The sequence below is a fragment of the Aquabacterium sp. genome (assembly GCF_044226965.1).
Taxonomy (GTDB): Bacteria; Pseudomonadota; Gammaproteobacteria; order Burkholderiales; family Burkholderiaceae_C; genus Pseudaquabacterium.
On record NZ_JBGAGA010000060.1, the window covers coordinates 1 to 14,642 of the forward strand.

Consider the following 14,642-nt stretch of genomic DNA (forward strand, 5'->3'; position numbering starts at 1 on the left):
CGGACACGTGACGGGCATGACCGGCGACGGCGTCAACGATGCCCCGGCGCTGCGCCAGGCGGAGGTGGGCATTGCGGTGGCCGGCGCGACCGACGTGGCCAAGGGCGCGGCCAGCGTGGTGCTCACCGATCCCGGGCTCGCCAACATCGTGCCGCTGGTCGACCTCGGGCGCGCGACCTACCAGCGCATCCTCACGTGGATCCTGAACAAGATCAGCCGCACCCTGCTGAAGTCGGCCTATGTCGCACTGGCATTGATCGCCACCGGACGATTCGTCGTCTCGGCGTTCGCGATGCTGCTCCTGGTGTTCATGACCGACTTCGCGAAGGTGACGCTGGCCACGGACCGCGTGCGGCCGTCGCAGCAACCCGAAACCTGGGCCATCGGCGGGCATGTGCGCGTTGCCGTGGTGCTCGGGGTGGCGATGGTGGCGGAGGCCCTGCTCCTGCTGTGGGTGGGCTGGACATGGTTCGGTCTTGCCGCGCAGCCCGGCGCGACGAACACCTTCGCGTTTCTCACGCTGCTGTACTTCGCGATGGGCTCGATCCTGTCGCTGCGGGAACGCCGCTGGTTCGGCGCCAGCCGGCCGAGCGCGACGCTGGCAGCGGCACTCTTGGCCGAGGGTCTTGTGGGGACGGTCCTGTCCTACACCGGTATGGCCGGCTTGGCGCCCTTGCCGGCATGGCAGGCCTTGATCGTCTTCGCCGGTGCTGCCCTCAGCTGCCTTGGCGTCAATGACGTCATCAAGGTCGCGATGATCCGGCGGCTCGGGCCGACCGTGGCGTCATCGCCGTGAAATCCAGGCGGTGAATCCATGAAGACTGCCCTCCAACGCATTGACCGCAACTGGTTCTCCGCCTGGCCGGCGATCGGTGCGCGGCAGGACGATGGCCAGCTGCTGAACGTGCTTTTGGCGTGTTATGCCGAGCCGCACCGGGCCTACCACACGCAACAGCACCTGCGCGAATGCCTGGCCTGGTTGCAGCGGCTGCAGGCGCATGCCGGCCGGCCGGCCGAGATCGCCATCGCGCTGTGGTTCCACGACGCGATCTACCGCACCGATCGACATGACAACGAAGCACGGTGCGCCGACTGGGCGCGCGCCGCGGTGTGGGCCGCGGGCGGCGAAGCGGCGGCGGCCGAACGCATCCACGCGCTGGTGCTGGCCACGCAGCACGACGCGCAGCCAGGCGATGCCGATGCGCAGCTGCTGGTCGACATCGACCTGGCGATCCTCGGCGCGCCCGAGCGCCGCTTCGACCAGTACGAACGGCAGGTGCGGCAGGAATATGCGGCCGTGCCCGAAGCCGCGTTCCGTCAGGGCCGACGCCGCATCCTCGAAGCCTTCCTGGCGCGGCCGCGGCTGTATGCCACGCCGGCGGGTCAGGCGCTGTTCGAGGCCCGGGCGCGGCGCAACCTGCAGCGCTCGATCACTGCGCTGCGCTGAGCCGAGGCCACAGTCCTCAGCCGATCAGCTTCAGCACCCGCGCCGCGGCCGCGGTGCGGGTCTCGACGCCCATCTTCTGCAGGATGTGCTCCATGTGCTTGGTCACCGTGCGCGGGCTGGCGCCGAGGATGTCGCCGATGTCACGGTTGGTCTTGCCCAGCGCGGCCCAGTACAGCACCTCGGCCTCGCGCATCGTCAGGCCGAAGCTGCGCATCATCGCTTCGAACACCGCCGCGTCGTCGCGCTGGCTGGCGACGATCAGCCACTCGGCTTCCTCGGGATCGTCGCCACCGCCGTCGTCGGCATGCATGCGGTGCATCTCCAAGGTCAGGCGGCGCGGTCCGCGTGCGGTGACCAGCGCCTGCGGCGCGCTGCCGGCGGCGCGCGCGGCCACTTCGCGCCGGACCCAGTCGATCAGCGGCACCGGTGCGGCCGAGCCTTCGCTGCCGAAGAAGTCGCGCAGCAGCGTGCGCGCCAGCGCGGTCTGCCACAGCAGCTTGCCGTCGGCCGGGCGCACCACCAGCGTGGCATGGCCGAAGGCGTCGAGCGCGTTGCGCGCCTGGCGCTGCACGCGCGCGGTGTGCGTGTGGGCGGCGATGCGCGCGAGCACCTGGCGCGGGTCGATCGGCTTGGTGACGTAGTCGACGCCGCCGGCACCGAAGGCCGCCACCACATGCTCGGTCTCGGTCAGCGCGGTCATGAAGATGATCGGGATCGCCGCGGTCTCGGGGTCGGCCTTGAGCTGGCGGGCGACCTCGAAGCCGTCCATGCCCGGCATCATCGCGTCCAGCAGCACCACGTCGGGCCGGGCCTGGCGCGCGCGGGCGATCGCGCTCGGCCCGTCGCTGGCCACCAGCACGGTGTGGCCGGCTTCGTCGAGCGCGTCGTGCAGCAGCGAGAGGTTGTCGGGCAGGTCGTCGACGATCAGCACCAGCTCGCCACTGGCGCGGTCCAGCGTGCTCAGCGCTTCAGGCATCGGAGGCTTCCTTCAGGGCAGCGTGCAACTGCTGCGTCATGGCATCGAGTTCGAAGCGGCGCGCCATCTGTCGCAGGCGTTCGGCAAAACCGGCGCTGTCGGGGTGGGCCTGGGCGATGGCGTCGAGCTTCTTCAGGATGCCGCGCACGTAGCCCAGCCGCACCAGTTCGTCCAGCTCGCGCAGCGCGGCGGCCGGCGGCGGGCACAGGGGGGCGGCGGGCACTGGCGCGGCCTCGGCCGCGGGCTGGGCATGCACCCACTGCAGCGCGAGCCGGCTTTCCAGCCAGCCCAGCAGCTCGTCCATGCGCACCGGCTTGACGAGGAAGTCGGCCGGCGTGATGCCGAGGTCGTTCTCCAGGCCCTTGTCGTAGGCGTTGGCCGAGACGATGGCCGCGGGCGCGGCGCTCAGGCCCTGGTCGCGCAGCCGGCGCAGCGTGGTCCAGCCGTCGATGCCCGGCATCGCCAGGTCGAGGAACAGGCCATCGACCGGCTCGCGCGCGAGCACGGCCAGGGCTTCCTCGCCGGAGGCGGCCTGCAGCAGCTCGAAGCCCAGCGGCGCGAGGCGGTCGCCCAGCAGGCGACGGTCGGCCTCTTCGTTGTCGACCACCAGCAGCCGGCGGCGCGCACCGGCGTAGCCGATGGGCTTGCGCGTGACGAGCCGGTCGTGCGCCGCGCGGCTGCCGGCCGCCAGCTCGGGCAGGTAGAGCTTGATCGCGAAGCAGGTGCCGACGCCCGGCGTGCTGCGCACCGTGAGCTCGCCGCCCATCAGCTCGGCCAGCATGCGCGAAATGGTCAGCCCGAGTCCGGTGCCGCCAGTGGCGTTGACGCCGGCCGAGGTGCCGCGCTCGAAGGGCTCGAACACACGCTGCAGTTCGTCCGCGCTCATGCCCGGGCCGGTGTCCTCGATCTCGAAGCGGGCCATCTCGCCCGAGTAGCTGCTGCGCAGGATGACGCGGCCGGCCCGGGTGAACTTCACCGCATTGCCCAGCAGGTTGATGAGGATCTGGCGCAGGCGCTTCTCGTCGGCGCGCACCAGCGCCGGCAGGTCGGACTGGCGCTGGTGCTCGAAGCCCAGGCCGCGTGCAGCGGCCTGCAGCTCGAACATGCGCGCCAGCTCGTCCAGGCCCTCGGCGAAGCGCATCGGGCCCAGCTCCAGGGTCAGGCGGCCGCTCTCGATGCGTGCGATGTCCAGCGTGCCCTCGATCAGGCTCAGCAGGTGGTCGCCGCCGCGGCGGATGACCTTCACCGCGTCGCGCCGGTGCGGCGGGATAGCGGCATCGTCTTCCAGCAGCTGGGCATAGCCGAGGATCGAGTTCAGCGGCGTGCGCAGCTCGTGGCTGATGGTCGTGATGTAGCGGCTCTTGGCCTGGTTGGCCGCATCGGCCGCGGCCTTGGCCTGCTGCAGTTGCGCATCGGTGCGCTGGTGCGAGGCGATCTCGCGCTGCAGCGCCGCGGCCTGCTGTTCCAGCGCCTGCGTCTGGCGCCGCGATTCCGCCTGCGCCAGCTGCCGGCTGCGCTGCGCCAGCACCAGCCACCAGGCCACCATGCCGGCCACCAGCAGCAGCACCAGGAAGGCCTGCAGGAAGCCCGCGCGCAGCAGCGGCGCGACGGCGGCGGCTTCCTCGAAGCCGCCGGCCAGCACGGTGCGCAGGCCCAGCAGGTACAGGCCGCCGAACAGCGCACCCAGCAGCGGCACCACCGCCAGCATCAGCAGCAGGTAGTGCGCGAGCCCGCCTTCGAGGTGCCGCGCCATGCGCTGCGGCAGCAGGCGCTGCATCAGGCCCAGCCACTGCGCCGACAGCCGCGCATCGGGCTTGCACAGGTCGTCGCAGCGCGCGTCGAGCGTGCAGCACAGCGAGCAGATCGGCCCGCCGTAGGCCGGGCAGCTGGCCATGTCCTCGTGCTCGTACTCGCGCTCGCAGATCACGCAGCGGCGCTTGCCGCGCGGCGCCGCGGCGCGGGCGAGGTAGGCGCCGGCGTTGTCGTCTTCCCCGTGACGTGTGGCCAGGTAGTAACGGCCGCCGGTGGCCCAGGCGATCAGCGGCGCGGCGACCATCGCGGTCACCAGCGCGATCATCGCGGAGAAGGCCTGCGCCGTCTGGCCGAAGGCGCCCAGGTGCGCGGCCACCGACAGCAGCGAGGCGATGCCCATCGCGCCGACGCCCACCGGGTTGATGTCGTACAGGTGCGCGCGGCGGAACTCGATGCCCGGCGGCGACAGCCCCAGCGGCTTGTTGATCACCAGGTCCGCCACCACCGCCATGATCCACGCGATCGCGATGTTGGAGTACAGGCCCAGCACGTGGCCCAGCGCCTGGAACACGTTCATCTCCATCAGCACCAGCGCGATGAGCGTGTTGAATACCACCCAAACGACGCGGCCAGGGTGGCTGTGCGTCAGGCGCGAGAAGAAATTGCTCCAGGCCAGCGATCCGGCATAGGCATTGGTGACGTTGATCTTCAGCTGCGAGACGACGACGAACAGCGCGGTGGCGGCCACCGCCAGGCCGTACTTCGGCGTCACGTACTCCCAGGCCGCGAGGTACATCTGATTCGGGTCGACGGCGCGGTCGGGCGGCACCATGTGCGTCAGCGCCAGGTAGGCCAGCACCACGCCGGCCATCATCTTGATGACGCCGACGATCACCCAGCCCGGCCCGCCCAGCAGCGTGCCGAACCACCAGCGCGCGCGGTGGCCGGGCTTCATCTCGGGCATGAAGCGCAGGTAGTCGGCCTGCTCGCCCATCTGCGTGATCAGCGCGATGCCCACCGTCAGCGCGGCGCCGAAGGCATGCAGGTTGAAGCCGGCGAACTGGCCCGAACTGCCGCCGTAGCCGGTGAGCCCGGCCAGTTCGCCCGGGCTCTTCCACAGCACGAACGCGAAGGGCAACACCAGCAGCGCCAGCCACAGCGGCTGGGTCCACACCTGCAGCCGGCTGATCGCGGTGACGCCGTGCGTCACCAGCGGAATCACCACCAGCGCGCACAGACCGTAGCCCCAGGCCGGCGGGATGTCGAAGGCCAGCTCCAGCGCATAGGCCATCACCGCCGCCTCGAGCGCGAAGAAGATGAAGGTGAAGCTCGCGTAGATCAGCGAGGTGATGGTCGAGCCGAGGTAGCCGAAGCCGGCGCCGCGGGTCAGCAGGTCCATGTCCACGCCATGGCGCGCGGCGTAGACGCTGATCGGCAGGCCGGCCAGGAAGATGATCAGCCCGGTGGCCAGGATCGCCAGCGCGGCATTGACGAAGCCATGCTGCACCAGCAGCGTGGCGCCCACCGCCTCGAGGATCAGGAACGAGGCGGCGCCGAAGGCCGTGTTGGCCACCCGCCATTCGCTCCACTTGCGGAAGGTGCGCGGCGTGAAGCGCAGCGCGAAGTCTTCCATCGTCTCGCGCGCGACCCAGCTGTTGTAGTCGCGGCGGAAGGTCACCACATGCTGTGGCGGGTGGGCGGGGCTGGCACTCGGTTCGGTCATCGCGCAGGGCATGGATCAAGAAACGCACCAAGCCGAGGCAGGCACCCGCAAAGCGATGGTGTCCCGGCACGGCACTTGCCCCAAGGCGCCGATCTGACACGCTGCGACAGAATCGCCGGCATGGACCTCACCCCTCGCGAAAAAGACAAGCTGCTGATCTTCACCGCGGCGCTGCTGGCCGAGCGCCGCAGGGCGCGGGGCCTGAAGCTCAACCATCCGGAGGCGGTGGCGCTGATCACCGCCGCCATCATGGAAGGCGCGCGCGACGGCAAGTCCGTGGCCGCGCTGATGAGTGAGGGCAAGACCGTGCTGAGCCGGGCCGACGTGATGGACGGCGTGGCCGAGATGATCCCGGAGATCCAGGTCGAAGCCACCTTCCCGGATGGCACCAAGCTGGTGACCGTGCACCAACCTATTGCGTGAATCAGACATGAGGCGCACCACGATGATTCCCGGCGAGCTTCTCACCGACGACGGCGACCTGCCGCTGAACCCCGGCCGCCGCAGCGCGACGCTGGTGGTCGAGAACACCGGCGACCGGCCGATCCAGGTCGGCTCGCACTACCACTTCGCCGAGACCAACGGCGCCTTGCGCTTCGACCGCGCGGCCGCGCGTGGCATGCGGCTGAACATCGCCAGCGGCACCGCGGTGCGCTTCGAGCCCGGCCAGCAGCGCACGGTGGAACTGGTGGACTACGCCGGTGGCCGCGAGGTCTGGGGCTTCCGGGCCATGGTTCAAGGAAAACTCTGACGATGGCAACCATTGGCAAGCGCGCCTATGCCGAGATGTTCGGCCCCACCGTGGGCGACCGCCTGCGCCTGGCCGACACCGCGCTGGTGCTGGAGATCGAGCAGGACTACACCCTGCGCGCCGGCGGCTATGGCGAAGAGGTGAAGTTCGGCGGCGGCAAGACCATCCGCGACGGCATGGGCCAGAGCCAGGTGGTCAACGGCCCCGGCCCGCACGAGGCGGCCGACCTGGTGATCACCAACGCGGTGATCCTCGACCACTGGGGCATCGTCAAGGCCGACATCGGCATCAAGCACCACCGCATCGTCGCCATCGGCAAGGCCGGCAACCCCGATGTGCAGCCGGGCGTGGACATCATCATCGGCCCGGGCACCGAGATCATCTCGGCCGAAGGGATGATCGTCACCGCCGGCGGCATCGACACCCACATCCACTTCATCTGCCCGCAGCAGATCGAGGAGGCGCTGAACTCCGGCGTGACCACGATGATGGGCGGCGGCACCGGTCCCGCCACCGGCACCTTCGCCACCACCTGCACGCCGGGTCCGACCAACATCCGGCTGATGCTGCAGGCCGCCGAGGCCTTCCCGATGAACCTGGGCTTCCTCGGCAAGGGCAACGCCAGCCGGCCCGAGGCGCTGGTGCAGCAGGTGGAGGCGGGCGTGGTCGGCCTGAAGCTGCACGAGGACTGGGGCACCACGCCCTCGGCGATCGACAACTGCCTGGATGTCGCCGAGCAGCACGACGTGCAGGTCTCGATCCACAGCGACACGCTGAACGAGAGCGGCTTCGTCGAGGACACCATCGCGGCGACGAAGGGCCGCACGCTCTGCGCCTTCCACACCGAAGGCGCCGGCGGCGGCCATGCGCCGGACATCATGCGCGTGGTCGGCGAGCCGAACTTCCTGCCCTCGTCGACCAACCCGACCATGCCCTACACCGTGAACACGGTGGACGAGCACCTGGACATGCTGATGGTGTGCCACCACCTCGATGCCAGCGTGGCCGAGGACCTGGCCTTCGCCGAAAGCCGCATCCGCCGCGAGACCATCGCCGCCGAGGACGTGCTGCACGACCTGGGCGCGATCAGCATGTTCTCGTCGGACAGCCAGGCCATGGGCCGCGTCGGCGAAGTCGTGATCCGCTGCTGGCAGACCGCGCACAAGATGAAGCTGCAGCGCGGCAGCCTGGCCGGCGACGGGGCGCGCAACGACAACCAGCGCCTGAAGCGCTACATCGCCAAGCTGACGATCAACCCGGCGCTGTCGCATGGCATCGCGCACGAGGTCGGCTCGATCGAGGTCGGCAAGTGGGCCGACCTGGTGCTGTGGCGCCCGGCCTTCTTCGGCGTCAAGCCCAGCCTGGTGATCAAGGGCGGCTTCATCGCCGCGGCCGCGATGGGCGACCCGAACGCCAGCATCCCGACGCCGCAGCCCGTGCACTACCGGCCGATGTTCGGCAGCTTCGGCAAGGCGCTGGGCGCGACCTCGCTGACTTTTGTCAGCCAGGCGAGCCTGGCCAATGGTGCGGCGGAAAGCTACGGCCTGGCCAAGCGCCTGGTGGGCGTGAAGGGCAACCGCAGCGTGCGCAAGGCCGACATGGTGCACAACCACTACCAGCCGACGATGGAGATCGACGCGCAGACCTACCAGGTGCGAGCCGACGGCCAGCTGCTCACCTGCGACCCGGCCGTCGAGCTGCCGATGGCGCAGCGCTACTTCCTGTTCTGATCGGCGCGCTTGAAACCCGATACGCAGCGCGTATCGGGATCGCTTGTTTCCATATTTGATCTGTCCGCCGCCCGGCGCTACCGTGCGGACCCTTCGAAGACAGATGCTGGAGACAAGCCGTGCGCCCTGCCCTGACATCCCTGTGTGCCCTGGCCACGCTCGCGGCAGGCATGGCTGCGCACGCCGACCCGGTGCGCGTGCTGTTCGTCGGCAACAGCTATACCTTCGGCCGCGTCGACCCGGTGATGAGCTACAACGCTGCCAACGTGCACGACCTGACGGCCACGATGAATGCCGCCAACGCCACGGGCAGCAATCCCTACGAGCCGCACCCCTGGGGCGGCGTGGCCGGCATCTTCAAGCAGTTCACGGTGCAGGCCGGGCTGGACTATGACGTCTCGCTGTCCACGCGCAACGCGGCCTCGCTGCGCGGCCACTTCCTCAACACCAACTCGGCCGGCTGGGACCTGCGCGGCAACATCGCCTCGCAGACCTGGGACAAGGTGGTGCTGCAGGAGCAGAGCGACGAGCCGCTGCCCAAGCAACCGGGCATGGCCTCGAACCCCGACTGGTTCCTGAACTACACCGACAAGATCGAGGACTTCATCCACAACGGCCAGGCCCAGTCCTACCGCGAGCGCGACTTCTTCCCCGGCGCCACCGCGGCGCAGCGCACCGCCGCCTGCCAGGCGGCCACCGGCGCATCGGCCACCAGCTGCAACACGTTGCGCAACATCCCGGCCAACAGCTTTGCGAGCGCGTCCAGCGAGGTCTACCTCTACGAAACCTGGGCCCGGCCCAACCTGGTGGATGGCGCCTTCGTCACCACCACCGACGACACCACCGGCGCGGTGACGCGCACCAGCACGCCGGCCGACACCTACTACCGCTCGCTGGCCGAGATGACCGACGACCTGCGCGAGGCCTACCTCAATGCCGCCACGCTGGCCGGCGCCGACGGCACGGGCGGCATCACGGGCATCGCGCCGGTGGGCGAGGCCTTCCAGCGCGCGGTCGACAGCGGCCTGGTCACGCGCGACATGTGGGCGCCCGACGCAGCCACCGACGGCCTGATGGACCTGTGGTTCGACGACGGCACGCATGCCAGCAGGTACGGCTCCTACCTCAGCGCGCTGACGCTGTTCGGCACGCTGACCGGGCTGGACCCCTTGTCACTCGGCGCCGGCGAGATCGCCGCGTCGCAACTGGGCATTGGCCAGGCCGATGCGCTGGCGCTGCAACGCATCGCCAGCCAGCAGCTGGGCTTCAGCACCGTGCCGGAACCGGCCAGCCTGGCGCTGGCCGCATTGGGCCTGCTGGCGCTGGGCCTGTGCCGGCGCTATCGCCCATCCTGAGCGGCCAGCACCTGCTGCACCAGCGGCACCAGCTGCTCGGCGGTGTACTCCTTCTGCAGCAGCTGGCGCACGCCGGCCTGCCGCGCGGCCAGGCGGATGTCCTCGGACAGGTAGCCCGAGCTGATGACGACCGGCAGTGCCGGGTTCAGCGCCCGCACCGCCTGCACCACGTCCAGGCCCGAGAGCTCGGGCATGTTGTAGTCGGTGATCACCAGGTCGAAGGCGGTCGGCTCGGCGCGCAGCGCAGCCACCGCCTCGCGTGCATCGCCGAAGGTGCGCACCGCGTAGCCGGCACGCTGCAGCAGCGCTTCGGCCAGGGTCACCACCACCGGGTCGTCGTCCAGGTACAGCACCCGTTCGCCGCGGCCGGGCAGCACGGCCACCGCGGGGCGCTCGCCCGACGGCAGCGGCTGGACCGGCGGCGCCACCTGCGGCAGGTAGACGTCGAAGCGGCTGCCTTCGCCGGGCGCGCTGTGCACGGTGATCGCGCCATCGTGCGCGCTGACGATGCCATGCACCACCGACAGACCGAGCCCGGTGCCCTGGCCGACCGGCTTGGTGGTGAAGAAGGGTTCGAAGATGCGGGCCCGCGTCGCTGCATCCATGCCGCTGCCGCTGTCGCCGACCCACAGCCGCGCGTGCATGCCGGGGCGCAGCGGGCCCAGGGCCTGCACGGCATCGGCATCCAGCGCCACGCTGGCCAGGCCGACGTCGATGCGGCCCTGCCCGCCCGGCAGGGCATGCCAGGCGTTGGTGCACAGGTTCATCAGCACCTGCTGCAGCTGGTTGCCGTCCACCCGCGCCCACAGCGGCTCGGCCGGCAGTTCGCACTGCAGGTCGACCGAGGCCGGCAGCGTCGCGCGCAGCAGCGTGATCGAAGCCTCGACCAGCGGCGCCAGCGGCTGCGGCACGCGCGCCAGCGGCTGGCGCCGGCCGAAGGCGACAATCTGCTGCACCAGGTTGCGCGCATGGCTGCCGGCCTGGCTGATCTGCGCCAGGTGGCGCGCGGCGGGATCGTCCGGTGCCAGGCGCTCGCGGGCCAGCGCCGCATTGCCGAGAATGGCCGCCAGGATGTTGTTGAAGTCGTGCGCGATGCCGCCGGCCAGCGTGCCGATGGCTTCCATCTTCTGCGATTCGCGCAGCTGGCTCTCCAGCTGGGCGCGGCGGGCCTCGGCCTCGTGCGCCTCGGTGATGTCGGTGAACATCGCTAACGCGCCAGCGTAGCGGCCATCGGCATCGGCGATCGGGTTCAGCGACATCGACACCCACAGCCCGCTGCCGTCGGCACGCCGGAACTGCAGCTCGTGATGACGCGCGCGGCCCTGCGTGCGCTGCGCCAGGTGCGCGGCCACCTCAGCACGCCCGGGCTCCTCGAGGAACTGCGTCAGCGGCATCGCCTGCAGGGCTTCCACGCTGTAGCCCAGCATCTGCAGTGCCTTGGGATTCACGAAGGAGGTGCGTTGGTCGGCGTCGCACATCCAGATGCCTTCGTCCGCCGTCTCGACGATGCGCCGATAGCGCTCCTCGCTGTCGCGGAGCTCGCGCGTCATGCGCTGCGCGAGCGCCCGCGCGCGCTCGCGTCCTCCCACGAGCTGGTGCGTCAGCAGCGCCAGCAGCAGGCTCACGCCCAGGCCCGAGACCACGATGATGCGCGGCGCATCGAGGTTGTGCAGTGCGTCGAAGTCCGGCTGCGTGCGCACGCCCAGGGTCCAGGTGTGGCCGGCGAAGCCGATGTACTCGTGCGCCTCGAAGCGCGGCGTCTGCGCCGGGTGGTTGCCGGACTGGTACATCAGGTTGTCGTCACGGAGGTCCACGCCGTCGTGGATGCGCACCTCGAGCCCCGGCATGCCCTCGCCATACAGGCTGGACATCAGGTCGCCCATGCGGAACAGCGCGAACACCCAGCCGCTGTGATGCCGCCGTCGCTGCTGCACGGTGGCCAGCGGCTGGCCCGGTCGGTACAGCGGCAGCACCATCATGAAGCCGTCCTGCGCGCCCGGCCCGCGGTCGGTCAGCAGGCGCAGCTTGCGGGTGATGGCGATGCTGCCGGAGTCGCGCGACTGCAGCAGCGCGGCGCGGCGGGCCGGCTCGCCGTTCAGGTCGACGGCCAGGGCCTGCAGGTTCTGGCCGATCGCCGGCGCCACCAGGGTCACCGGTGCCTGCAGGTTGTCGCCCTCGCCACCGGCGGCCTGGGCGTGGCCGATGGCCTGCAGGCCGGCGAAATCGGCGCCGGCCAGCAGCGCGTCGACATAGGCGGAGAACGCGGCCTGGTCGATGGCGCCGGCGGCCCGGAACAGCCCCTGCGTGCCACGCAGCACCAGCTCGTAGCTGGCAATGCGCTGCTCCACGCGGTTGGCCGTCTGGCGCAGGCCGAGGTCGAAGCTGCTGCGCAGCGTCTGCTGCTGGTTGCGCTGCTCATGCAGGGCCAGCGCCACCGTGATCGCCAGCGCGCACAGGCCCACCAGCCAGGGCAGCAAGGTCAGCAGTCGCTTCAATCCGGGCCCCGGTTGGCGAGGAGGGGTACGGCGGTGGACACGCTAGAACTGCGTCATCGCACGCGCCAGGTCGGGCTTGAAGTATTTCTCGAAGATGCGCTGCATCGTGCCGTCCTGCCGCATCTGGTCCACCAGCAGGCGCCAGGCCTGCTGCTGGGCCGGCGGGACCGACTTCCTGGACATGATCAGCCCATGCGGAATGGCCGGATCGTCGAACTCGAGGATCATGGTCTGCTCGCGGATGCGGCCGGTGTCGATGGTGGGGTAGTCGAAGGGTTCGATGATCATCGCCTGCACGCGGTTGTCGAGCAGGATCTCGTACAGCGGATCGAGGTTCGTCGCATAGCTCACGCGCTGCTGCGCATCGAGCCGGTCGACCAGCCGGTTCGCGTTCGGGCTGTAGCGGAAGCCCCGGATCACGCCAAGCTTGAGCGCCGGATTGTTCTCCAGCGCCGCATGGCTGGCGACACCCGCGTCCTTGCGCACCAGCAGGTAGTACTTGTTGGAGAAGTACCAGGCGAAGCCGGCGAACTTGTCGCGCGCCTCGTTGGTGATGCCCGAGAGGCTGAAGTCCAGCGCGCCGGACTCGATCAGCTGCCAGATGCGCGCGCGCGGCATCAGCGAGACCACGAGCTTGCAGCCGCTGCGGCGCGCGAGCTCGTCGGCCACGTCCTTGTCGATGCCCTCGCCGGTCTGCGCCGAGTACAGCAGGCCGTGCTCATGCAGGCCCAGGCTCAGCGGCCGGGAACAGTCGGGACCATCGGCGGCCCGGGCGGGAAGGGCCAGGACAGCGCATGCCAGCCAGAGAATCAACCCAACGAAACGCATGATGTTTCCTCATGTCGATGCGATGCCGGCCTTCTGGCGAGCCGGCGAGTCCATGATAGTTTCGCCGTGTGGCCGCGCTACAGTCGACGCCTACGCAAAAGTACCATCCGCCTTGCGCGCGGGCCTGGCACGCATGGTTTCGCCCCTGGCTGAATGACCGCTGACAGTTTCCTGGCCGACGTGGCCACCCAGGTGGTGGCGTGGCACAACCGCCACCCGCTGGCGCGCCGCATCACGCGCAAGGACGTGCAGGGCATCGGCCTCGTCGAACTGCCCTTCGCGCGCGATGCTGCGCCGGCCTGGGACGCGCCGCAAGCCCGGCGCGGGCTGCTGGCGCTGATGTTCGCCCCGCGCCAGCGCCGCCGCAGCTGGCCGGCCTTCAGCGAGGACCTGGTACCGGAGGTCGGCGTCAAGCGCCTCGCCGCCTTCGCGCAGCGACATGGCTATGACGATCGGCCGGGCCCGGCGGGCCTGCCCGAGCGCGTGGCCGCGTTCGACCGCGACTTGCTGGACCCACCCAAGCCCGCCGCACAGCCGCCCGAACGCGCCGCCCGTTACCTCGTGACCGCGGCCATCGACATTGGCCCGCAGCGCCCGCGCCTGATGCTCGGCCGCGGCCGGCGGCCGGCGGTGCTGGGGCAGCGGCTGTGGAGCCTGCCACGACTGGCTGCACTCGGCGGGGCCCTGCTGCTGGCCATGCTGACCGGTGTCGCGCTGCTGTGGCTGAAGGCCATGCCGACGCGCGGCCATGCCGGCGCCGCGAGCGCCGCTTCTGCGGCCGCCTCCACCCCGGCGGCGGTGGCAAAGCGTGCCTCGGCACCGCCCGCGCCGGTGGCCAGCGCGCCCGTGCCGGTCTCGGCGTCGGGCCCCACGCTGGTTCCCGCTTCGGTACCTCGGCCGGCCCCGGCGCTGGCGCCCCCGCCAGCCGCAGCACCGGCGCCAGCGCCCGCCCCAGTCCCCGCCCCAGTCCCCACCCCAGTCCCCGCTCCAGTCCCCGCGTCAGTCCCCGCTCCAGCGCCGGTTCCAGCGTCGGCATCCGTACCGGTTCCGCCGCCAGCGCCTGCTCCGGCGCCGGTACCGACTCCCGCGCCGACCCGGGCTGCCGCCAGTGCGCCCTCCGCCAGCACCGCCGCCCAGCCTGCGGTGGTGGAAGCACAGGCCGCCTCGGCGCCGCTGGTGCCACGGCTGCGCCCGGACCTGGCGGCATCGGCACGTGCAGAAGCGGCCAGCCTGTCGCCCTCCCCGACGCGGCCCGGCACCGGCCCTGGCGCCCAGCGGCCGTTGGGCGAGGCCCCGACCGCGCCGGGCGCAGCCACCGCACCGCCGCGGGCGGCGGCCAGCGCAGCGCGCTTCTACGCGCTGGTCACCCGGCCGGTCCGCAGCAAGGCCGAGGCCGAGGTGCTGTTGCGTCGTTTGCGTGCCGAGACCGACCGCATCGGCCATCCGACGGCCACGCAGACCGGCCTGCTCGAGTCGCGCGAAGGCTGGCGCGTGACCTGGTGGCCGTTCACCAATCCGCGCCAGGCCGAGAACGCGCGCGCCGCACTGGCGCGCCGCATCGAGCTCGAGGTGGTGGATTTCTGAA

General features: G+C 70.7%; 10 protein-coding genes and 1 pseudogene. 7 read left to right on the forward strand and 4 right to left on the reverse strand.

The window, feature by feature from the left end; all coding sequences use genetic code 11:
* Both ACILR4_RS21660 and ACILR4_RS21665 read left to right on the forward strand, forming a co-directional pair.
* Positions 1–796: pseudogene (locus ACILR4_RS21660) on the forward strand (plasma-membrane proton-efflux P-type ATPase); the annotation flags it as partial.
* A gap of 18 nt (positions 797–814) precedes the next feature.
* A complete protein-coding gene (locus ACILR4_RS21665; protein WP_395702957.1) occupies positions 815–1,447 on the forward strand; it encodes an N-methyl-D-aspartate receptor NMDAR2C subunit in 633 nt (210 codons plus the stop codon).
* Between the two features lie 16 nt (positions 1,448–1,463).
* Here ACILR4_RS21665 and ACILR4_RS21670 read toward each other — a convergent pair whose 3' ends face one another.
* Both ACILR4_RS21670 and ACILR4_RS21675 read right to left on the reverse strand, forming a co-directional pair.
* Positions 1,464–2,423 (reverse strand): response regulator, encoded by a 960-nt coding sequence (locus ACILR4_RS21670; protein WP_395702958.1) that lies wholly within the window; start codon positions 2,421–2,423, stop codon positions 1,464–1,466.
* Positions 2,416–5,898 carry an ATP-binding protein gene (locus ACILR4_RS21675; RefSeq protein ID WP_395702959.1) on the reverse strand — a complete coding sequence of 1,161 codons (3,483 nt, stop codon included), beginning with the start codon at positions 5,896–5,898 and terminating at the stop codon, positions 2,416–2,418. The genes ACILR4_RS21670 and ACILR4_RS21675 overlap by 8 nt, the downstream gene beginning before the upstream one ends.
* A gap of 120 nt (positions 5,899–6,018) precedes the next feature.
* Here ACILR4_RS21675 and ACILR4_RS21680 point away from each other — a divergent pair, with 120 nt between their 5' ends.
* From ACILR4_RS21680 to ACILR4_RS21695, 4 genes are all read left to right on the forward strand, one after another.
* Entirely contained in the window at positions 6,019–6,321 is a 303-nt protein-coding gene (locus ACILR4_RS21680) for an urease subunit gamma (RefSeq protein ID WP_395702960.1), read from the forward strand.
* Positions 6,322–6,343: 22 nt separating this feature from the next.
* Entirely contained in the window at positions 6,344–6,649 is a 306-nt protein-coding gene (locus ACILR4_RS21685) for an urease subunit beta (RefSeq protein WP_395702989.1), read from the forward strand.
* A gap of 2 nt (positions 6,650–6,651) precedes the next feature.
* Positions 6,652–8,379: an urease subunit alpha gene (gene ureC, locus ACILR4_RS21690; protein ID WP_395702961.1), complete on the forward strand. Its 1,728-nt coding sequence runs from the start codon at positions 6,652–6,654 to the stop codon at positions 8,377–8,379.
* Positions 8,380–8,498: 119 nt separating this feature from the next.
* Positions 8,499–9,734, forward strand: coding sequence for a PEP-CTERM sorting domain-containing protein (locus ACILR4_RS21695; RefSeq protein WP_395702962.1), 1,236 nt, complete (start codon positions 8,499–8,501; stop codon positions 9,732–9,734).
* Here the strand turns inward: ACILR4_RS21695 and ACILR4_RS21700 are convergent.
* Entirely contained in the window at positions 9,719–12,229 is a 2,511-nt protein-coding gene (locus ACILR4_RS21700) for a CHASE domain-containing protein (RefSeq protein ID WP_395702963.1), read from the reverse strand. The two genes, ACILR4_RS21695 and ACILR4_RS21700, sit on opposite strands and share 16 nt — an antisense overlap.
* A gap of 42 nt (positions 12,230–12,271) precedes the next feature.
* Positions 12,272–13,057 carry a substrate-binding periplasmic protein gene (locus ACILR4_RS21705; RefSeq protein ID WP_395702964.1) on the reverse strand — a complete coding sequence of 262 codons (786 nt, stop codon included), beginning with the start codon at positions 13,055–13,057 and terminating at the stop codon, positions 12,272–12,274.
* A 153-nt stretch (positions 13,058–13,210) separates the two neighbouring features.
* Between ACILR4_RS21705 and ACILR4_RS21710 the strand changes: the two genes are divergently transcribed.
* Positions 13,211–14,641: a hypothetical protein gene (locus ACILR4_RS21710; protein WP_395702965.1), complete on the forward strand. Its 1,431-nt coding sequence runs from the start codon at positions 13,211–13,213 to the stop codon at positions 14,639–14,641.
* Position 14,642 lies beyond the last annotated feature (1 nt).

Coding starts and splice junctions, on each gene's coding strand:
- ACILR4_RS21665 (WP_395702957.1), top strand. CDS start 815: ATGAAGACTGCCCTCCAACGCATTGACCGCAACTGGTTCTCCGCCTGG.
- ACILR4_RS21680 (WP_395702960.1), top strand. CDS start 6,019: ATGGACCTCACCCCTCGCGAAAAAGACAAGCTGCTGATCTTCACCGCG.
- ACILR4_RS21685 (WP_395702989.1), top strand. CDS start 6,344: ATGATTCCCGGCGAGCTTCTCACCGACGACGGCGACCTGCCGCTGAAC.
- ACILR4_RS21675 (WP_395702959.1), bottom strand. CDS start 5,898: ATGACCGAACCGAGTGCCAGCCCCGCCCACCCGCCACAGCATGTGGTG.
- ACILR4_RS21705 (WP_395702964.1), bottom strand. CDS start 13,057: ATGCGTTTCGTTGGGTTGATTCTCTGGCTGGCATGCGCTGTCCTGGCC.
- ACILR4_RS21670 (WP_395702958.1), bottom strand. CDS start 2,423: ATGCCTGAAGCGCTGAGCACGCTGGACCGCGCCAGTGGCGAGCTGGTG.
- ACILR4_RS21710 (WP_395702965.1), top strand. CDS start 13,211: ATGACCGCTGACAGTTTCCTGGCCGACGTGGCCACCCAGGTGGTGGCG.
- ureC (WP_395702961.1), top strand. CDS start 6,652: ATGGCAACCATTGGCAAGCGCGCCTATGCCGAGATGTTCGGCCCCACC.